Consider the following 20,694-nt stretch of genomic DNA (forward strand, 5'->3'; position numbering starts at 1 on the left):
TCCGGTGACTTTACGGGCTGGAGCGCAAACGGAAAGAGGCGAGGTGCACGAGGACTTTCAAAAAAAATGGAAAATACTAGGGTAGTCACACGCAGCAGGATGGGAGCCGCCCGAAGGCGGCCTCAGGAAAGCCACGGAACCGCATGGCCTATCTCGACAACATCGCCGTTTTCGTTCGCGTCGTCGAACTCGGCAATCTGTCGGCGGCGGGCCGCGACATGCGCATTTCGCCGGCGGTCGCCTCCAACCGCATCAAGGAGCTGGAGAAGCACCTGGGCGTGCGGCTGTTCAACCGCACCACGCGCCAATTGATGCCGACCGAGCATGGCACGGTTTTTTACGGGGGCGCCAAGCAGGTGCTGGAGGCGATCACCGAGGCGGAAGCCGCGGTCTCGGCGCTATCCGGCCAGCCGCGCGGCACCATCCGCGTCACCGCCCCATTAGGCCTCGGCCGCCGGCTGGTGGCTTCGGGCATTCCCGATTTCCACGACAAGTATCCTGATATCGAGGTTCGGCTCAGGCTCTCGGACCACAATGTCGATATCATGAAGGAAGGCATCGACGTCGCCTTCCGGCTCGGCATCATCGAGGATTCCAGCCTCAGGATGCGCGGCATCATGGAATGCGAACGCGTGCTGGTGGCGGCGCCGAAATATCTGGAGGCGCGCGGCGAGCCAATTGAGCCGCAGGAGCTGATCGGCAAGAAGCACGACTGCCTGATGCTGCGCTATTCCGGCGCGCGCGAATATGTGTGGACGCTGCAGACCCCCACAGGCCCGCAGAAATTCGAAGTGCACGGGCCGTATGACACCGACGATGGCGACGTGCTGACCGGCTGGGCGCTGTCGGGGCGCGGCATCATCAACAAGCCGCGCTTCGAGGTCGAGCCGTTCATCCGCGACCAGCGGTTGAAGGTGATCCTGAGCAACACGCCGCCGACGCCGGTGCAGTTCGCCGCCGTCTATCCGCACAAGAAGCTGCAGGACCCGAAAGTGCGGCTGCTGCTCGACTTCATGGCCGAGCGCTGCCAGCGGCTGATCAACGATCTGCTTGCTGGTAAATGAGGGCCGCCTGCCGCGCGGAAGGCACCGGTCGATGCTTCACGCCTACGTACGAGATTGGCCGAAGCCTCACCAACTCGTCATCCCTGGGCGAAGCAGGAGCGAAGCTCCGTCGCGGAGACCCTGGGATCCATGCCGCGACCTTCGCCGTGGAGTGCAGCGGAGCAGAATTCTGCACCGCTGCAGCGCTCAGGAGTCCCGGCATGGATCCTGGGGTCTGCGCCGCGTCGCTACGCTCCTTGCTTCGCCCCAGGATGACGAAGTGATTGATGCCTCGGCCAATCGTCGAGGCATGAGCCGCCAGCGCCAGCACATACGACATGTCCAGACTTTCGCACCCCAGACCTAGCCGGAGACCAGTTGCTGGCCGGCACGTGACCGGCGGTTGGCCCACCGCCGGCGGTTGCCATCGCCTGATGTGGCGAACATAGTTCCAGCTCCACTTCGTCTCGCAGGGACCACCGATGGACAACGGCGCCACAATGCATCTTGCCGTTTCGCTCAACATCGCTGCCGCCAGCGGGCAGGCCATCCTGGACTTCGGCCAGATCAGCAGCTTCGTGCGCAAGGCGGAAGCGGCGGGCGTGGACATGGTCATCATTTCCGACTCCGCCGATAAGCCATCGAGCAGCCCGTTCGAAGCGACCACGCTGCTGGCCGCTCTCGCGACGGTGACCAACAGGATCGGTCTCGTTGCCGGCGCCTCTACGCTCGCGCATCAGCCCTACAACCTGGCGCGCCGGTTTGCTTCGCTCGACATCATCAGCCATGGCCGCGTCGGATGGAACGCCACGTTGCGGCAAAACCCGCGCGAGGCCGGAAACTTCAGCCGGCCCGAAGGTTTTTCCGACGATGATTTCCGCCGCCGCGCCAGGGAGTTCATCAACATCGTACGGGCGCTGTGGATTGGCTGGGGGCGCGACGCGCTGCTGTTCGACAAGGCAGCGGGCCGCTTCCACGATCCGGACATGATGCACCCGCTGAACCATGTCGGCGAATTCTTCTCGGTACGCGGGCCGCTCAATGTCGCACGGTCGCCGCAGGACAGGCCGGTGCTCATCATATCCGACCCGGCGGAGGCTGATCTTGATCTCGCAAGCGGCGCCGCTGACGTTGTCCTTATCGAGGGACAGCCGTCAGAGGCCTTGAAAGTTGCCGTTGGCGACCTGAAGCGCCGAGCCGCCGCTATCGGCCGCAAACCGGAGACAGTGAAAGTTCTGGCAACGACATCCGAACCGGGCATCGACAGCCTCCAGGCTTTGCTGGAATCGAGTGGCTGTGACGGCTTCAATTTTGTTTTGCCAGCTGATGTCCCGGGACTTCACAGTTTTGCCGACCGCATTTTGCCAGAGCTCCGGCGCCATGGCATCACCGGCCAGAGCTATCGCGGCGCGGCGTTGCGCTCGCATCTCGGCCTCGCCGGCGGAGGTGATCAATGACCCGCCAGATGAAGCTCGGCGCCTTTCTGTGGGCGACAGGCCACCATATCGCCGCCTGGCGTCACCCCAAGGCGCATGTGACGGCCGGCATCGATATCGACCATTACATCCAGCTGGCGCGCACGGCGGAAGCGGCGAAATTCGACATGGTGTTCTGCGAGGACGCCGCCGGCCTGCGCGAGGCCAATGTCGGCATCGCCAGCCAGACGTCGCGCTCGATCGGCTTCGAGCCGATCAGCCTGCTTTCGGCGCTTGCGGTCCAGACCAGCCGCATCGGCCTCGTCTCGACCGCCTCGACAAGCTACAACGAGCCCTATGGGCTGGCACGAACCTTCCTGTCGCTCGATCATCTGAGCGGCGGCCGGGCCGGCTGGAACCTGGTCACCTCGGCCAGCCCCATCGAGGCAGCCAATTTCGGCTCGACGGGCCTCAAGCCCCATGCCGACAGGTACGAACGGGCGCGCGAATTCGCCGAGGTGGTGACCGGCCTGTGGCACGGCAAGCTCGGCGCCTCCGGCCATGACGGCCGGAGCTTTTCGGTGCGAGACCCGCTCGACCTGCCGCGTTCGCCCCAGGGCGCGCCTGTCATGGTCCAGGCCGGCGCCTCGGATGTCGGTCGCGACCTTGCCGCTCGCACCGCCGATGTGGTGTTCACGGCGGCGCAGACCTTCGAGGAAGCCAAGGCCTTTTACGACGATCTCAAGGGGCGTCTGGCGGCCTATGGGCGCGAGCCGGATGACATCAAGATCATGCCGGGCGTCGCGCCGGTGGTGGCGGAAACAGAAGCCGAAGCCCGCGAGAAACACGAGGAACTGCAGGAGCTGATCCCCGACGATGTCGGCGTGGCGCTGCTGTCCAGCTATCTCAGCATCTCCGACCTGTGGCGCCATCCGATCGACGGGCCGTTGCCCGAACTGCCGGAGAGCGAGGGGATGAAAAGCCGGCAGGCGCTGGTCATCGAGCAGTCGCGCCGCGACAACCTTTCCATTCGCCAGCTTGCGCGCCATTTCGCCGGCGCGCGCGGCCATTGGCGCATCGTCGGCACAGCGGCCCACGTGGCCGATGAGCTGCAGGCGCGATTCGAGGGGGGTGCTGCCGACGGCTTCAATGTCATGCCCTCTTATTTCCCCGGCGAACTCGATGCCTTTGCGACGCTCGTCGTGCCGGAACTGCAGCGGCGCGGCCTGTTCCGCACGGAATACGAGGGCCGGACACTGCGCGACCATCTGGGGCTGAAGCGGCCGGTTTAGCTGTGGCGCAGCTTAGCCTGCCATCACCCTGCCATGCGGAACTTGATGGTCGGCACTCAAGGCTGCGCTGTGACTGACCAACGCGGTCATGATCTCGGCCGCCGCCAGCGCCGCGATGACCTGCGGGCGCTTGTCCTTGACGGCATCGCCGCCGATCGGCGAGACGAGGCGGGCAAATTCGGCTTCCCTGCCATCCGCCGATTTCAGGAACCAGTTCCTGAACGTTGCTCTCTTGGTCTTGGATCCGATCATGCCGACATAGGCGGTGTCGCCGCGTTTCAGCGCCTCGGCGACGATCAGAAAGTCCAACGCATGGTCGTGGGTGAGGATGGCGAAAGCGGTGCCGGCCGGAGCATCACGCACCTCAGCCTCCGGCATCGGCGTCAGCCGTGTCTCGATGGTTTCCGGCATGCCTTCCAGTGCTTCGGCGCGCGTCTCGATGACGACGCCGTGCACGGGAAGAAGTGCTATCGTCGACGCCAGTGCCTGGCCGACATGGCCGCCGCCGAAGATGTAGACATGCGGCAGATGCGCCTCCTCGGCTTCCGCGGCCGCGATCAGCTCGGCGGCGAGCGCGGCATCGACGAGCCGGATCAGCACTTCGACGCGCCCGCCGCAGCATTGGCCGATCTCGGGGCCGAGCGGGACGTCTAGGGTTGCGCAGATCTCGTCAACCTCGATGTGGGCTTCTTCACCCTCCCCCTTGTGGGGTGGGTCGGTGAGCGGACGTTGCGCAGCGGCGTTCGCGAACGAGGGTGGGGGCGGCTTGGCGCTAGCGTCCGCGCCCCCACCCCGTCCGGCTTTGCCGGCCGACCCTCCCCACAAGGGGGAGGGTGAAGAACCCACCATCTGCCGGGCCTTGTCGATCGCCATGTATTCGAGCTGACCGCCGCCGATCGTGCCAAAGATCGCCGTCTGCGAGACGAGCATGAAGGCGCCCTTCTCGCGTGGCGTCGAGCCTTTTGTGCCGGCCACTTCGACCAGGGCGACCCGGCCGACGCTGGCGAGAAAGGCTTTCAGGCTTTGCACTTTCGAGTTCATTTTTTGCGTTCCCGAATGGGAAATATAATCTTCTCGCCTTGAATTTGCACGTTTTGCCAGTTCAGGCGCCGGCCTTGATCTCTTTCTTCAACCGCTCGATCGCCATCAGCACCCGTTCTGGCGTTGCCGGCGCATCGAGGCGCGGGCAGATCTTGTGGTCGGCAATGCTCGCCACCGCGTCCGACAGCGCGTGCAGCACCGACATGCCGAGCGGGAACGGCGGCTCGCCGACCGCCTTGGAGCGATGGATCGTCGGCTCGCTGGCTTCAGGCCAGTCGGCCAGAGTGACGTTGAAGACCTTCGGCCGGTCTGAGGCGAGCGGGATCTTGTAGGTCGACGGCGCGTGCGTGCGCAGCCGGCCCTTGGCGTCCCACCACAGTTCTTCCGTCGTCAGCCAACCCATGCCCTGGATGAAGCCGCCCTCGATCTGGCCGATGTCGATCGCCCGGTTCAGCGAGCGGCCGCAATCGTGGAGAATGTCGGTGCGCTCGACCATGTATTCGCCGGTCAGAGTGTCGACCGAGACCTCCGAGCACGACGCACCATAGGCGAAATAGTAGAAGGGACGACCCTCCCCCTTGTCGCGGTTCCAGTGGATTTTCGGCGTCTTGTAGAAACCGGCCGCCGACAGCTGGATGCGGGCCATGTAAGCCTGCTTGACGAGGTCGGCGAAGGCAATTTCCTGGTTGCCGATGCGCACCCGGTTGGGCAGGAACAGCACCTGATCGCGCGGCACCTGGTATTTTTCGGCGGCGAAATCGGTCAACCGATCCTTGATCTGGCGAGCGCCATTCTGCGCCGCCATGCCGTTGAGGTCGGAGCCGGACGACGCTGCCGTGGCCGAGGTGTTCGGCACCTTGCCGGTCGTGGTCGCGGTGATCTTCACCTGGTCGAGGTCGATCTGGAACTCTTCCGCCACCACCTGGGCCACCTTGACGTAGAGACCCTGCCCCATCTCGGTGCCGCCATGGTTCAGATGCACCGAACCGTCGGTGTAGACATGCACCAGCGCGCCGGCCTGATTGTAATGCGTGGCGGTGAACGAGATGCCGAACTTGACCGGCGTCAGCGCCAGGCCACGCTTGATGAAACGGCTGTTGGCATTGAAGGCCGATATTTCGCGCCGCCGCCGCGCGTAGCTGGCGCTTTGCTCCAGCTCGGCGACGATGCGCTGGATAATGTTGTCCTCGACCGTCTGGTGGTAGGGCGTGATGTTGCGGTCCGATGTGCCGTAGAAGTTCTTCTTGCGGATTTCTAGCGGATCCTTGCCGACGGCAAAGGCCACCTCGTCGATAACGCGCTCGGCGCCGACCATGCCTTGCGGGCCGCCGAAACCACGAAACGCCGTGTTCGACACGGTGTTGGTGTAGAGCGGCGCCGATTGGGCGTGCACCGCCGGCCAGAAATAAGTGTTGTCACAGTGGAACAGCGCGCGATCGGTCACCGGGCCGGAAAGGTCCGACGAAAAACCGCAGCGCGCCGCGAACATGAAATCGACGCCGAGGATGTTGCCGTCGTCATCGAAGCCGACCTCATAGTCGACGAGGAAATCATGACGCTTGCCGGTGGCGATCATGTCGTCATCGCGGTCGGGCCGGATCTTCACGGCGCGATGGTGCTTCTTCGCGGCGATCGCGGCCAATGCGGCAAACTGATTGCCCTGCGTTTCCTTGCCGCCGAAGCCGCCGCCCATGCGGCGGATTTCCACCGTGATGGCATTGCTCGGCACGCCAAGCGCATGACTGACCATGTGCTGGACTTCGCTCGGATGCTGGGTCGAGGAATAGATGGTGACGTCCTGGTCTTCGCCCGGAACAGCCATGGCGATATGGCCCTCGAGATAGAAGTGTTCCTGGCCGCCAATGCGCATTTTTCCTTTCAGCCGGCGCGGCGCCTGACGGATCGCCGTAGCGGCATCGCCACGCTTCAGCGTGAGGGGCGGCGTGACGAGCTTGCTCTTTTTCGGATCGAGCTCGCCTATGTCGGTGACGAAAGGCAATTCCTTGTATTCGACCTTGGCCAATTTGGTGGCGCGGCGCGCCTGCTCGCGCGTCTCGGCAATGACGCAGAAGATAGGCTGGCCGTAGAATTGCACCTTGCCGTCGGCAAGCACCGGCTCGTCGTGGCGGCCGGTCGGCGAGATGTCGTTCTCGCCCGGCACGTCACTGGCCGTCAGCACGTCGACAACACCGGGCGCCGTGCGCACCGCCGAGAGATCCATGCTGGTAATCGTGGCATGCGTGGCACTGGAAAGCCCGAGGCAGCCATGCAGCGTGCCAGCCGGTTCCGGCATGTCGTCGATATAGATGGCGGTGCCGCTGACATGTTTATGCGCGGAATCGTGACGCTGGTCGTTGGCGACGCCGCCAGCGATCTTTTCAGCCTTGAGGTTGGGGGCAGCGTGCTTGTTCATCATGCCGCCTCGTGCCTCGAAACCTGGATCGGCTCCCTGGTGCCGCTGGTCTCGGCGAAGAAGCGCAGCAAGAGATTGCGCGCCGCCAGGGCACGATATTCGGCCGAGGCCCGCATATCGGTCAGCGGAGTGAAATCCCTGACATATTCGGCCATCGCTGCCTCAACCGTCTGTTCGGTCCATGGCTTGCCGAGCAGCGCTTTTTCGACAGAAGACGCCCGCTTCGGCGTCGCCGCCATGCCGCCATAGGCGATGCGGACGTCTGCGACCGTTCCGTCCTTGGCCAGCGTGAGAAAAAAGGCGCCGAGGGCCGCGGTGATGTCCTCGTCGCGACGCTTGGTGATCTTGTGGATGGCGAATTTTGTACCCTTGGCGGGAACAGGAACGTGCACGGCCTCGACGAATTCGCCTGATAGCCGGTCCTGTTTGCCGTAGGCGATGAAGAACGTTTCCAACGGGATCGTCCGCCGCTTCTTGCCCTTGCGCAAGGTGAGGCTTGCGCCGAGCGCGATCAAGGGCGGCGGCGTATCGCCGATCGGCGAGCCATTGGCGATGTTGCCGCCGATGGTGCCCATGTTGCGCACCTGTTCGCCACCGATGCGGTCGAACAGCGGCCCCATCGCCGGGATGCGCTTCGCCAGCGTCGCGAAGGCGTCAGTGTAGGTGACGCCGGCGCCGATTGTGATGACGCCGTTGTCTTCCGAGATGGTGCAAAGTCCGTCGAGATTGCCGATGAAAATGGCCGGCGAAATATCGCGCATGTGCTTGGTCACCCACAGGCCGACATCGGTCGAGCCGGCAACGATGGTGGCGCCGGGCTCCTTGTCCAGCACAGCGGCGAAATCGTCGACGTTGGCCGGTACCACCAGCCGCGTCTTGCCGGCACCGATCTCGACCCGGGCGCCGTCATGCATGGCCTCGAGCCTGGCGGTGATTGCCTTGCGCTCCGCCGCCAGCGGATCCTTTGCCGCCTTGCCGTAGCTGGAGATGGCGTGCGCCGCGCGCATGATCGCCTCGTAGCCGGTGCAGCGGCAGAGATTGCCTTGCAACGCCTTTTCGATATCCGCGTTCGACGGATTTGATGATTTCATCCACAGGCCATAGAGCGACATGACGAAGCCCGGCGTGCAGAAGCCGCATTGCGAGCCGTGGAAATCGACCATCGCCTGCTGCACCGGGTGCAACTGGCCGGGTGAACCACGCAGATGCTCGACGGTCACGACATGGGTGCCGTCCAGCGAGCCGAGGAATCGGATGCAGGCATTGACGCTTTCATAGACCAGCCCGCCCTCCGAGAGCTTGCCGACCAACACGGTGCAGGCGCCGCAATCGCCCTCGGCGCAGCCTTCCTTGGTGCCGCGCAGCGAACGGTCGAGCCGCAGCCAGTCGAGCAAGGTCGCATCCGGCGCCACCGACGAAAGCACCACATCCCTGCCGTTGAGAATGAAACGGATTTCGTTGCGGATATTGACCTTGGCCATGCCTCAGCTCCCCCTGTAGGTCGAGTAGCCGTAGGGCGAGACGAGCAGCGGCACATGGTAATGCACCGGTTCGGCCATGCCGAAGCGGATCGGTATCACATCGAGAAAGGCGGGTTTCGGCAGGCTCAGCCCCTGCTGGCGCAAATAGTCGCCCGCGGCGAAGATCAGTTCGTATTCGCCGGTGCGGAACTCCGCGTCGGCGAGCAGCGGCTTGTCGCAACGGCCGTCGGCATTGGTGACAACGGTCTTCAGATGTGTCCGCGTCTGGCCCTCGAGGTGATAGAGCGCAATCGACAGTCCCGCCGCCGGCTTGCCGGTCGCCGTGTCGAGGACATGGGTCGTCAGACGCCCGCCATCGGCTTTCGACGTTTCTGCCATTGGCCGCCTCCCATTTCCGGTACGAGCGAATTGACCCGGTACCATCAAGTATCAACAGTGAATTGTGCGCCAATTAAAGGCGATGCATAAGTCCCGGTCGAGCGGAGTGCGACAAAAACACTTTCAAAAATTTTCGGGGGAATGCGAGAAGCGCCCTTTCGATATTCTGACCATACTTCGGGCCATGCCCGGCGGGAGGGACGATGCGTTACATCAGAGACATGCGCGGCTACGGAGCCAATCCGCCGGACCCGAAATGGCCTGGCGGTGCGCATGTCGCCGTGCAGTTCGTCGTCAATTACGAGGAAGGCGGCGAAAACTGCGTGCTGCATGGCGACAAGGCGTCTGAAGCCTTCCTGTCGGAAATCGTCGGCGCGGCACCCTGGGTGGGCCAGCGCCACTGGAACATGGAATCCATCTACGAATATGGGGCGCGGGCCGGCTTCTGGCGGCTGCTTCGTCTGTTCACCGAGGCTGAGGTGCCGATCACCTGCTACGGCGTCGCCACCGCGCTCGCCCGTTCGCCCGATCAGGTCACGGCCATGCAGGAAGCCGGCTGGGAAATCGCTTCACACGGGCTGAGATGGATCGACTACCGCGACCACAGTGTCGAGGATGAACGCCGCGACCTCGAAGCGGCGATCAAGCTGCACTACGAAGTGACCGGCGCGCGCCCGACCGGCTGGTACACCGGCCGCACTTCGGTCAACACCGTGCGGATTGTGGCGGAAGAAGGCGGCTTCGACTATGTGTCGGACACTTATGACGACGAACTGCCCTACTGGTTCGAGCATGAGGGCGGCACGCAACTCATCATCCCCTATACGCTCGACGCCAACGACATGCGTTTCGCCACGCCGCAGGGCTTCAACTCGGGCGACCAGTTCTTTGCCTATTTGAAGGACAGCTTCGACACACTCTATGCCGAGGGGCAGGCAGGGCGGCCGCGCATGATGAACATCGGCCTGCATTGCCGCCTCGTCGGGCGGCCGGGCCGGGTGGCGGCGCTGAAGCGCTTCGTCGACTATGTGAAGTCGCACGACAAGGTCTGGCTGGCGCGGCGCATCGACATCGCCCGCCACTGGCAAGAGGTCAATCCTTACAAGCCGGCGGCACTCAGACCATCGAAGATGGAATTCGAGACGTTCGTCCATACATTCGGCGGCGTGTTCGAGCATTCGCCGTGGATCGCCGAGCGCGCCTTCGAGTTGGAACTGGGCCCGGCGCACGACACTTCAGGCGGCCTGCACAATGCGCTTTGCCGCATCTTCCGTTCCGCCAGCGAAACCGAGCGGCTTTCGGTGCTCAACGCCCATCCCGACCTTGCCGGCAAACTGGCCAAGGCCAAACGGCTGACGGCGGAATCGACCAGGGAACAGGCGTCGGCCGGCCTCGACGCGCTGACCGACAAGGAGCGCGAACTGTTTTCCAAGCTCAATGCCGCCTATGTCACCACCTTCGGCTTCCCCTTCATCATCGCGGTGAAGGGCAAGACGAAGGAGGAGATCCTGGCGGAATTCGAGGCGCGCATCGGCAACAGCCGCGGCGTCGAATTCGAAACCGCCTGCAAACAGGTCGAGCGCATCGCGCTGCTCCGCCTCAAGGACATGCTTCCGCAATAGGTTTGAACCCATGGATACGATCAGGATGCCCGACCGAACCTATTACGCACCGCATGGCGGCCACCCCGGCCAGAGCGAGCTTCTGACCGGCCGCGCCGTCTTCACCGAGGCCTATGCCGTCATTCCCAGGGGCGTGATGCAGGACATCGTCACCAGCGCTCTGCCGTTCTGGGATAAGACCCGCGTCTGGATCTTGTCGCGACCGCTATCCGGTTTTGCCGAGACGTTCTCGCAATACATTGTCGAGGTCGCGCCCGGTGGCGGCAGCGATCGGCCGGAACCCGATGCCGGTGCGGAAGGCGCCCTGTTCGTGGTCGAAGGCGAACTGACCGTCCTGCTTGGCGGCAAGAAGCATGTCTTGCGGCCCGGTGGCTTCGCCTTCCTGCCGCCGGCCAGCGGCTGGACGGTTCGCAACGAAAGCAGGGCCGACGTACGCTTCCACTGGATTCGCAAGGCTTACGAGGCGGTCGACGGTCTCGATGCGCCTGAAGCCTTCTTCACCAATGAACAGGAAATCGCGCCGACGCCGATGCCAGGCACCGAGGGCCGCTGGGCGACGACGCGGTTCGTCGATCCGGCCGATTTGCGCCACGACATGCACATGACCATCGTCACGCTCGAGCCGGGCGCCGTCATTCCTTTCGCCGAAACCCATGTCATGGAGCACGGTCTCTATGTGTTGGAAGGCAAGGCGGTCTATCGCCTCAACCAGGACTGGGTGGAGGTCGAGGCCGGCGATTATATGTGGCTGCGCGCCTTCTGCCCGCAGGCCTGCTATGCCGGCGGCCCGGGTAAATTCCGCTATCTGCTGTACAAGGACGTCAACCGGCACGCCAAGCTTGGCGGCGCCGGCATTGCAAAGCGCGCGCCATGACCCGTATCGTCGCGCGGCCGCTGACCCGCGAGAGCTTTGCCCCCTTCGGCGATGTCATCGACATGGGCGGCGACAACCACTATCCGATCAATGGCGGCAGGGCTGAGCGCTACCACGATCTCGCAACCGCTGAAGCAGCGGGGCCGAACGCCCGCGTGCTGATCTCGATGGTGCGCGGCACGCCCTACGAATTGCCGCTGAAGCTAGGCATGGTCGAGCGCCACCCTTTCGGCAGCCAGGCTTTTATTCCGCTGTCGCCACGCCCGTTCCTGGTCGTTGTCTGCCATGACGGCGATGAGGGACCGGGCGAGCCGCACGCCTTCATCACCGCCCCCGGACAAGGCATCAACTACCGCCGCAATCTCTGGCATGGCGTGCTGACGCCGCTTGGCGAGGCGCAGGATTTCCTGATCGTCGACCGTGGCGGCGACGGCTCAAACCTCGAAGAATTCCATTTCTCGCACGCCTACGAGATCCATCTCCCTTAATTTTTGTGCAAGTCGTTACCCCAAAACCGGGGCACTTTTGGGCGACATGCAGCAGGAGCCCCAGATATGACCGACATTTCGCTGATCGACCGGCTGCTCGACGTCATCGAGCACGACATCGTGCCGAAGACGGCCGACGGCGTTGCCCATGGCAACAAGCTGTTCGGCGCGGCGATCCTGCGCAAGGATGATCGTTCGCTGGTGCTGGCCGAGACCAACAACGAGATGGAAAACCCGCTCTGGCATGGCGAGGTGCACTGCCTGAAGCGTTTCTACGAAATGCCGAAGGCCGAGCGCGTCGACACGACAGACGCCATCTTCCTCGCCACCCACGAGCCCTGCTCGCTGTGCCTGTCGGCGATCACCTGGACCGGCTTCGACAATTTTTATTACCTCTTCAGCCATGAGGATTCGCGCGACAGTTTTGCGATCCCGCACGACCTGAAGATCCTGAAGGAGGTCTTCACTCTCGATCCCGGCGGCTACAACACCGAGAATGCCTATTGGAAGAGCTTTTCGATCCGCAGGCTGGTGCGGGCGTTGCCCGAGACAGAGCGCCAGCGCCTGGAAACGCGCATCGGCGAGATCTCGGCACGCTATGACGACTTGTCCGGCGCCTATCAGGCGAGCAAGGATGAGAACGACATTCCGCTGAATTGACGCGGATTGACTAACTTACTTTCGCGTTTTTCAGCACCTCATTTATCTTGGCCTGCCAGCCCTTGCCGGTCGCCTTGAATTTCCTGACGACATCCTGATCCAGACGGATGGACACAACTTGCTTAGGCTTCTCCACGGCTGGCCGGCCACGAGCACGCCTTATGCTTTCGAAAAGTTCCGGAAACACGTCCGCGAAAGGCTTGGCTTGCATCAGCTGTTCGTCGGTCGCCTCCGCGTCATCGGGATCAGCGGCAATTTGTCTTTGAATTTCCGCTTCCTCCCCATCGGTCAGAGGTCGAACATGCGATTTAGGATTGCTCATATACTGACCTTTCCTTTCGGCTGGCACGGCGCATCGAGATCACCGAAATCGCTTCGGAACCAAGCGGCTTGAAGATCACCGCGACAATGCTCTCTGCGAACTCGCCAATCGCCTTGAACCGGCCAGCCTTGGCCGGGAGGACGGTTGAAGTCGCGAAAAACTCAATATCGAGTTCAGCAAAATCGAGATCGAGTTCAGCAAAATCGAGACCTCGATTTTCGAGGTTCGTCACACGCTTTGGCTCATCCCAAACGATTTTCAGGCGAGATCCTCAATACGTCGAACTTAGTAATAAAAGTAATACATAAATTGGTGGAACGGCGCAAGATAGGCTTTGAACTGGACCCGACTTGGCGTCGTCCAGGGGACACAGGCCGTCGCCCGTTTGACTTCATGACGCGCACGCTTCATGCGTCACTGACGATCCTGGAGCATCGCATGAAAACCGTCACCGAATTTCCCCGCAAGGTCGTCGAATTCCCGGATATGGCCATCGTCATGCCGGATGGTTGCCGGCTGTCGGCGCGGGTCTGGATGCCGGAAGATGCCGGCGACGATCCGGTGCCGGCAATCCTCGAGCATCTGCCCTACCGCAAGCGCGACGGCACGATCTTTCGCGATCAGCTGACGCATCCCTATTTCGCCGGCCACGGCTATGCCTCGATCCGCGTCGACATGCGTGGCAATGGCGATTCCGAAGGGCTGATGGACGACGAATATTCCGAGCAGGAATTGCAGGATGCCTGCAACGTCATCGCCTGGGCGGCAAGCCAGCCCTGGTGCAACGGCAATGTCGGCATGATGGGCATCTCCTGGGGCGGCTTCAACTGCCTGCAGGTCGCGGCCAAGCAGCCGCCGTCGCTGAAGGCGGTGATCAGCCTGTGCTCGACCGTCGACCGCTATGCCGACGACATCCACTACAAGGGTGGCTGCCTGCTGATCGAGAATTTCGGCTGGGCCTCGACCATGCTGTCCTACTCGTCGCGGCCGCCGGATCCGCTGCTGGCCGGCGACAACAGATGGCGCGATCTGTGGCTGACCCGGCTGGAGAACCAGTCCTTCCTGGCGCCGTTGTGGCTGAAGCACCAGCACCGCGATGCCTACTGGAAGCGCGGCTCGATCTGCGAGGATTTTTCCGCCGTCAAAGCCGCCGTGCTGTCGATCGGCGGCTGGCATGACGGCTACCGCAACACTGTCTCGCATCTGGCCAGCAACATCGAAGCCCCGGTCAAGGGCATCGTCGGACCATGGATCCACAAATACCCGCACTACGCCGGACCAAAACCCGCCATTGGCTTCCTGCAGGAGGCCTTGCGCTGGTGGGACCGCTGGCTGAAGGGCGTCGACACCGGCGTCGAGGCCGACCCTGCCTACCGCGCCTATGTCATGGACAGCGTGCGTCCGGCGCGCTGGCATCCCGAGCGACCGGGTCGCTGGATTGCCGAGCAGCAATGGCCCTCGCCAGCCATCAAGACGCAAACGGTCGATCTGATTCCCGCCGGCGAAAACCCCGCCATCGTCGCCTCGCCGCAAAGCTGCGGCCTGGCCGGAGGCGAGTATTTTCCGTTCACCTTCGGCCCCGAACTGCCCGGCGATCAGCGCCCCGACGATGCCCTGTCGGTGTGTTTCGACCAGCCGGAATTTCGCGAGGCGGTCGACATCGTCGGCGCGCCGGAAGTCGAGGTGCGGCTATCCTCCGATCGCCCGCAGGCCAACATTGCGATCCGGCTGTGCGACGTGCATCCCGACGGCGCCTCGGAGCTGATTTCCTACGGCGTGCTCAACCTGACGCATCGCGCTTCGCACGAATTTCCCGAGGCGCTGGTGCCGGGCGAAACCGTGTCCGCGCGCGTCGTGCTCGATCAATGCGCTTACCGCGTTCCGGCCGGCCACCGCCTGCGTGTTGCCGTTTCGAATGCCTATTGGCCTGCCATCTGGCCGTCGCCGGAGCCGGTGCAACTCACCTTGTCGGCAGCGATGCTCAGCTTGCCGGTGCGGCCGCTGGCGACAGGCGACGAAATAACGTTCGCCGAACCGGAAGGGGCCACCCCTGGGCAACGGAGACGATCCGCGCCACCAATTCCGAGCGCCATGTCGATCGTGACGAGAAGACCGGAATGGTCACGCTTTCCATCGTTGATGATTTCGGCGAGGTCCGCGATCTCGCCCATGGCCTGGCAAACGGCAGCATCGCCCGCGAGACCTGGACGATCCACCCCGACGATCCGCTGTCGGCATCGGGGAAAACGCACTGGACGCAGACCCTGTCGCGAAATGGATGGTCGGTGCGCACCGAGACATCGGCGGAGATGCGGTCGGACGCGCAAAACTTCATCGTCAGCGCCCGAATCGAGGCCTATGAGGGCGAGAAACTCGTTTTCGAGCGTAACTTCGAGGAGAAGGTGCCGCGCGCGCTTCTTTGAGCGCCGATTTCATTGGTCCAATTGCGACGTACGATTTACGCCACGGCATGTCGCATTCGGTCTTGCTTACCGCTTTCCCTTGCGGTCATTATTCTCCTCACAAGAAACAAGAAAAACGACCGCAGAGTCGAACCAACAGAGTGAGGAACTCAAAATGTCGAACGAACTGGAATTCCTTAGCCGGCGTGCCGCGTCGGGCAAGCTGAGCCGTCGTGATTTTCTCGGCCGGGCGGCAGCGCTTGGTATCTCCGCACCCTTCGCCAACTCGTTGCTTTCAAGTGCGGCGCGCGCGGCCGGCCCGGTCAAGGGCGGTACACTGAAGGCCGGGCTGGTCGGCGGTGAATCCACCAACAGCCTCGATCCTGCGTTGATGATGACGCAGGTGCCGTTCGCCTTCGGCAAGATGTGGGGCGAAATGATCGTCGAACTCTCCCCGGAGGGTAAGCTCGAGAATCGCATCGCCGAGGAGATCGGCTCGTCGGACGACGCCAAGGTGTGGACGCTGAAGATCCGCGACGGCGTCGAATTCCATAACGGCAAAACGGTGACCGCCGAAGACGTGGCCGCCACACTCGAGCGTCATTCGGACGAGAAGTCGAAGTCCGGCGCGCTGGGCTACATGAAGGGCATCGAGACCATCAAGGCCAGCGGCAAGGAAGTCGTGCTGACCCTGAAGGAAGCCAATGCCGACCTTCCCTATCTGCTCAGCGACTACCACCTGATCGTCCAGCCCAATGGCGGCAAGGACAAGGCCGATGCCGGCATCTCGGCCGGTCCTTACAAGGTCACGACCAATGAGCCCGGCGTGCGCCATGGCGGCGAGCGCTTCGCCAATTACTGGCAGGGCGACAAAATGGGCCATGCCGACCAGATCGAGATCATCGTGATCAACGACGCCACCGCGCGTACGGCGGCCCTGCAGGGTGGCCAGGTCAACATGATCAACCGCGTCGAGCCGAAGATCGTCGACCTGATCAAGCGCCTGCCGGGCGTCACCATCCGTAATCACGCCGGCCCCGGCCACTACGTCTTCATTATGCACTGCAACACGGCGCCCTTCGACAACGCCGATTTGCGCATGGCGCTGAAGCTGGCTATCGACCGCGAAGAGATGCTGGACAAGATCCTGCGCGGCTACGGCTCGCTCGGCAACGACTTCCCGATCAACGCTTCCTACCCGCTGTTCTCCGAGATCGAACAGCGCAAATACGATCCCGACAAGGCCAAGTTCCACTTCAAGAAGTCAGGCCATGACGGCGCCGTGCTGCTGCGCACATCGGACGTCGCCTTCCCCGGCGCCGTCGATGCGGCCCAGCTCTTCCAGCAGAGCGCCGCCAAGGCCGGCATCACGCTCGAGATCAAGCGCGAACCGGGCGACGGCTACTGGTCGGAAGTCTGGAACAAGCAGCCCTTCTGCGCGTCCTACTGGGGCGGGCGCTCGACCCAGGACCAGATGTACTCGACCGCCTATCTGTCGACGGCCGACTGGAACGACACGCGTTTCAAGCGTCCGGATTTCGACAAGATGGTGCTGGCGGCCCGCGCCGAACTCGACGAGACCAAGCGCAAGGCGATGTACCACGACATGGGCGTCATGGTCCGCGACGAAGGCGGCCTGATCCTGCCGATGTTCAACCAGTTCATCGACGCGACCGGCGCCAAGGTCGACGGCTGGGTCGACGATCCGCATCAGGAGCTGATGAACGGTTACGCCCTGGCGAAGTGCTGGCTGCAGGCCTGAGCCGGCTTTGCGGATATGTCTTCACCCATCCTGAAACTAATTGCCCAGCGCATCGCGCTGGGCATCGTCCTCTTGTTGGCCGTTTCGGTCCTGATCTTCGCCGGCACCCAGATCCTGCCCGGCGACGTCGCGCAAGCCATTCTCGGGCAATCGGCGACACCGGAGTCGCTCGCCAATCTGCGCGAGCAGCTCGGCCTCAACGATCCGGCCTACATCAGGTATTTCCGCTGGCTCGGCGGCGTGCTGACCGGCGACCTCGGTACCGCCATGTCGAGCGGCCAGGATATCGCCACGTCGATCAAGGGCCGGCTGTGGAACACGCTGTTCCTCGCCTTCTGGGCGGCGGTCGTCGCCGTGCCGCTGGCGATCATCCTCGGCCTGATCGCGGTGCGCTACCGCAATGGCTGGGTCGACAAGCTGATCTCAGGACTGGCGCTTGCCTCGACCTCCTTCCCCGAATTCTTCATCGGCTATGTGCTCGTCTATTTCTTCGCCGTGAAGTGGCAGATCTTCCCCGGCATCTCGACCGTCTATGACGGCATGCCATTCGGCGAGCGCATGCAGGCGATCGCCTTGCCGGCAACGGCGCTGACGCTGGTCGTGCTCGCCCACATGATGCGCATGACACGTGCGGCGATCCTCAATGTCATGCAGTCGGCCTATGTCGAAACGGCGGAACTGAAAGGCCTGTCGGCCTTCAACGTCATCCGCAAGCACGCCTTCCCCAATGCCATCGCGCCGATCATCAACGTCGTCATGCTCAACCTCGCCTATCTGATCGTCGGCGTCGTCGTGGTCGAGGTGATCTTCGTCTATCCGGGCATGGGACAATATCTCGTCGACCACGTCACCAAACGCGACGTGCCGGTGGTGCAGGCGGTCGGCCTGATCTTCGCCGCCGTCTACATCAGCCTGAACATCATTGCGGACATCGGGGCTATCGTCGCCAATCCGCGTCTCAGACACCCGAAATAGGGGGCGGATATGCTCGATATCAAACGCATCCCCATCCCCGCGCTGATCGGCATTATCCTGACGACGCTGTTCGTGCTGGCTGCGGTCTTCGCACCGTGGATCGCACCACACGGCAATGGCGAAATCGTCGGCGATGTCTGGGAACCAATGTCGGCTGCCCATTTGCTTGGCACCGACAATCTCGGCCGCGATCTCTTGTCGCGCATGATCTACGGCGCCCGCATCACCCTGTTCATTGCGGTCCTGGCCACCGCCCTGTCGTTCTCGCTCGGCGCCATCCTCGGCTTCTCGGCGGCGGTCTTCGGCGGCTGGTTCGATACGCTGCTGTCGCGCCTTGTCGACCTTTTGATGTCGATCCCGACCCTGATCATGGCTCTCGTCGTGCTCTCGGTGCTGCCGACCAACCTGGTGACGCTTATCCTGGTCATGGGCGTCCTCGACTCGACCCGCGTCTATCGCCTGTCGCGCGCGGTCGCCGTCGACATCAACGTCATGGACTATGTCGAGGCGGCGAAACTGCGTGGCGAGGGCAGCGCCTGGATCATCTTCCGCGAGATCCTGCCCAACGCGCTGTCCCCACTGGTTTCGGAACTCGGCCTGCGCTTCATCTACGCGGTGCTGTTCCTGTCGACGCTGTCGTTCCTCGGCCTTGGCGTGCAGCCACCGGACGCCGACTGGGGCGGCATGGTCAAGGAAAACAAGGACGGCATCGTCTTCGGCATCGCGGCAGCGCTCATCCCGGCGGCGGCGATCGCCCTGCTGGCGATTTCCGTCAACCTGGTCGCCGACTGGGTGCTCAACCGGACGACAAGCCTCAAGGGGGGACGCGGGTGATGGCCGACAGCAAAGCGAAACCCGGCCTGCTGCTCGACATACGCAACCTGCGCATCGAGGCCACCGTCTTCCCGCCCGGCGAACCGCCGAAGAACATCGTGCTGGTGCACGATGTCTCGCTGACACTCGAAAAGGGCAAGGTGCTTGGCCTGATCGGCGAATCCGGGGCCGGCAAGTCGACCATCGGCCTGTCGTCGATGGGTTATGGCCGCGGTGGCGTGCGCATCACCGGCGGCGAGGTCATCTTGAACGGCCGCGACATCCTCAAGGGCGGCAAGGATGGCTTCCGCAAGCTGCGCGGCCGCGAGGTCTGCTATGTCGCGCAGTCGGCGGCAGCCGCCTTCAACCCGGCGCACAAGCTGATGGACCAGGTGGTGGAAGCCACGCTGCTGCACGGCACCGCGACACGAGCCGAGGCCGAGAAGCGCGCGGTTGCGCTGTTCAAGAAGCTCAGCCTGCCCAACCCCGAAACCATCGGCGAGCGCTTTCCGCACCAGGTTTCGGGCGGCCAGCTGCAGCGTGTGATGACGGCGATGGCGCTGTGCTCCGAGCCGGACCTGATCGTCTTCGACGAGCCGACCACGGCGCTCGACGTGACGACGCAGATCGACGTGCTGGCGGCGATCAAGGATGCGATCCACGATACGCATGTGGCGGCGCTCTATATCACCCACGACCTTGCCGTCGTCGCCCAGGTGTCGGACGAGATCATGGTGCTGCGCCATGGAAGGCTGGTCGAATGGGGCGGCACGCGGCAGATCATCAAGGAGCCGCGCCAAGAATACACCAACGCGCTGGTCTCGGTGCATGAGATCGAACATGCCGAGCAGAAGCCCGGCACGACGCCGTTCCTGTCGGTGAAGAACGTCACCGCCGCCTATGGCCACAGCCACATCAAGGTGCTGAAGAACGTCTCGGTCGACATCTATCCGGGCCAGACGCTGGCCGTGGTCGGCGAGTCGGGCTCCGGCAAGTCGACGCTGGCGCGCGCCATCACCGGCCTTTTGCCGCCCGAACAAGGCACCGTCACCTTCGACGGGCGTCCGCTGGCAAACCGGCTGGCCGATCGGCCGAAGGAGGATCTGCGCCAGTTGCAGATGATCTACCAGATGGCCGACGTGGCGATGAACCCGCGTCAGACCGTCGGCACCATCATCGGCCGGCCGCTCGAGTTCTATTTCGGCATACGCGGCCGCGAGCGCGACAAGCGCGTTGCCGAACTGCTCGACAAGATCGAGATGGGCAAGGGCTTTTCCGACCGCTACCCGGCCGAGCTTTCCGGCGGCCAGAAACAGCGCGTGTGCATCGCCCGTTCGCTCGCCGCCAAGCCGAAGCTGATCATCTGCGACGAGGTGACCTCGGCGCTTGACCCTCTCGTGGCCCACGGCATCCTGAAACTGCTGCTCGAGCTGCAGAAGGAGGAGAACGTCGCCTATCTCTTCATCACCCATGACCTCGCCACGGTGAAGTCGATCGCCGATTCGATCGCGGTGATGTATCGCGGCGAAGTGGTGCGCTATGGCCCGAAGAGCAAGGTGCTGAGCCCGCCCTTCGACGACTATACCGACCTTCTCCTGTCATCTGTCCCCGAGATGGAGATCGGCTGGCTGGAAAAGGCGATCAAGGGACGGCGCATGGCCAGCGCGGGGAATTAGCGAGCCGCCAGGTCAGGGGAGCCGGCGGCCGTCATCC

At 63.3% G+C, this 20,694-nt stretch carries 17 protein-coding genes and 1 pseudogene; 12 read left to right on the forward strand and 6 right to left on the reverse strand.

Features of this window, described 5'->3' with window-relative positions; translation table 11 throughout:
• Positions 1 to 143: 143 nt before the first annotated feature.
• The 3 genes from HB777_27175 (at position 144) to HB777_27185 (ending at position 3,750) form a co-directional block, all read left to right on the forward strand.
• Complete coding sequence (locus tag HB777_27175; protein QND67245.1) at positions 144 to 1,064, forward strand: LysR family transcriptional regulator; 921 nt, start codon at positions 144 to 146, stop codon at positions 1,062 to 1,064.
• A 479-nt stretch (positions 1,065 to 1,543) separates the two neighbouring features.
• Positions 1,544 to 2,500 carry an LLM class flavin-dependent oxidoreductase gene (locus HB777_27180; protein ID QND68922.1) on the forward strand — a complete coding sequence of 319 codons (957 nt, stop codon included), beginning with the start codon at positions 1,544 to 1,546 and terminating at the stop codon, positions 2,498 to 2,500.
• Positions 2,497 to 3,750 carry an LLM class flavin-dependent oxidoreductase gene (locus HB777_27185; GenBank protein QND67246.1) on the forward strand — a complete coding sequence of 418 codons (1,254 nt, stop codon included), beginning with the start codon at positions 2,497 to 2,499 and terminating at the stop codon, positions 3,748 to 3,750. Before HB777_27180 ends, HB777_27185 begins: the two co-directional genes overlap by 4 nt.
• Positions 3,751 to 3,762: 12 nt before the next feature.
• On the opposite strand, the gene xdhC is transcribed toward HB777_27185, so the two are convergent.
• The 4 genes from xdhC to uraH all read right to left on the reverse strand — a co-directional run bounded on the left by xdhC (position 3,763) and on the right by uraH (position 9,063).
• Entirely contained in the window at positions 3,763 to 4,791 is a 1,029-nt protein-coding gene (gene xdhC, locus HB777_27190; GenBank protein QND67247.1) for a xanthine dehydrogenase accessory protein XdhC, read from the reverse strand.
• A 61-nt stretch (positions 4,792 to 4,852) separates the two neighbouring features.
• Positions 4,853 to 7,204 (reverse strand): xanthine dehydrogenase molybdopterin binding subunit, encoded by a 2,352-nt coding sequence (gene xdhB, locus HB777_27195; GenBank protein QND68923.1) that lies wholly within the window; start codon positions 7,202 to 7,204, stop codon positions 4,853 to 4,855.
• Positions 7,204 to 8,685 carry a xanthine dehydrogenase small subunit gene (xdhA, locus tag HB777_27200; GenBank protein ID QND67248.1) on the reverse strand — a complete coding sequence of 494 codons (1,482 nt, stop codon included), beginning with the start codon at positions 8,683 to 8,685 and terminating at the stop codon, positions 7,204 to 7,206. The genes xdhB and xdhA overlap by 1 nt, the downstream gene beginning before the upstream one ends.
• Before the next feature lie 3 nt (positions 8,686 to 8,688).
• Complete coding sequence (gene uraH / locus HB777_27205; GenBank protein ID QND67249.1) at positions 8,689 to 9,063, reverse strand: hydroxyisourate hydrolase; 375 nt, start codon at positions 9,061 to 9,063, stop codon at positions 8,689 to 8,691.
• A 203-nt stretch (positions 9,064 to 9,266) separates the two neighbouring features.
• Between uraH and puuE the strand changes: the two genes are divergently transcribed.
• From puuE to HB777_27225, 4 genes are all read left to right on the forward strand, one after another.
• Entirely contained in the window at positions 9,267 to 10,685 is a 1,419-nt protein-coding gene (gene puuE / locus HB777_27210) for an allantoinase PuuE (protein QND67250.1), read from the forward strand.
• A gap of 10 nt (positions 10,686 to 10,695) precedes the next feature.
• The gene (locus HB777_27215) at positions 10,696 to 11,559 is read left to right on the forward strand and encodes a (S)-ureidoglycine aminohydrolase (protein ID QND67251.1); all 864 of its coding nucleotides are present in this window, start codon (positions 10,696 to 10,698) and stop codon (positions 11,557 to 11,559) included.
• Complete coding sequence (locus HB777_27220; protein QND67252.1) at positions 11,556 to 12,047, forward strand: ureidoglycolate lyase; 492 nt, start codon at positions 11,556 to 11,558, stop codon at positions 12,045 to 12,047. Before HB777_27215 ends, HB777_27220 begins: the two co-directional genes overlap by 4 nt.
• A gap of 66 nt (positions 12,048 to 12,113) precedes the next feature.
• On the forward strand, positions 12,114 to 12,707 hold the full coding sequence (locus HB777_27225; protein ID QND67253.1) for a nucleoside deaminase: 594 nt from the start codon (positions 12,114 to 12,116) through the stop codon (positions 12,705 to 12,707).
• A gap of 10 nt (positions 12,708 to 12,717) precedes the next feature.
• Here the strand turns inward: HB777_27225 and HB777_27230 are convergent, their stop codons facing one another.
• Positions 12,718 to 13,029, reverse strand: a complete 312-nt coding sequence (locus HB777_27230; protein ID QND67254.1) for a BrnA antitoxin family protein — start codon at positions 13,027 to 13,029, stop codon at positions 12,718 to 12,720.
• Positions 13,016 to 13,291, reverse strand: a complete 276-nt coding sequence (locus tag HB777_27235; protein QND68924.1) for a hypothetical protein — start codon at positions 13,289 to 13,291, stop codon at positions 13,016 to 13,018. Before HB777_27235 ends, HB777_27230 begins: the two co-directional genes overlap by 14 nt.
• A 176-nt stretch (positions 13,292 to 13,467) precedes the next feature.
• Here HB777_27235 and HB777_27240 point away from each other — a divergent pair.
• From HB777_27240 to HB777_27260, 5 genes and pseudogenes are all read left to right on the forward strand, one after another.
• Positions 13,468 to 15,452 (forward strand): annotated as a pseudogene (locus HB777_27240) (CocE/NonD family hydrolase).
• A gap of 154 nt (positions 15,453 to 15,606) precedes the next feature.
• Positions 15,607 to 17,193 (forward strand): ABC transporter substrate-binding protein, encoded by a 1,587-nt coding sequence (locus HB777_27245; protein ID QND67255.1) that lies wholly within the window; start codon positions 15,607 to 15,609, stop codon positions 17,191 to 17,193.
• 15 nt (positions 17,194 to 17,208) lie between these two features.
• A complete protein-coding gene (locus HB777_27250) occupies positions 17,209 to 18,168 on the forward strand; it encodes an ABC transporter permease (protein QND67256.1) in 960 nt (319 codons plus the stop codon).
• A gap of 9 nt (positions 18,169 to 18,177) precedes the next feature.
• The gene (locus HB777_27255) at positions 18,178 to 19,002 is read left to right on the forward strand and encodes an ABC transporter permease (protein QND67257.1); all 825 of its coding nucleotides are present in this window, start codon (positions 18,178 to 18,180) and stop codon (positions 19,000 to 19,002) included.
• Positions 19,002 to 20,657: an ABC transporter ATP-binding protein gene (locus tag HB777_27260; protein QND67258.1), complete on the forward strand. Its 1,656-nt coding sequence runs from the start codon at positions 19,002 to 19,004 to the stop codon at positions 20,655 to 20,657. Before HB777_27255 ends, HB777_27260 begins: the two co-directional genes overlap by 1 nt.
• Positions 20,658 to 20,694 lie beyond the last annotated feature (37 nt).

Source organism: Mesorhizobium loti, assembly GCA_014189435.1.
Lineage (GTDB): Bacteria > Pseudomonadota > Alphaproteobacteria > Rhizobiales > Rhizobiaceae > Mesorhizobium > Mesorhizobium loti_G.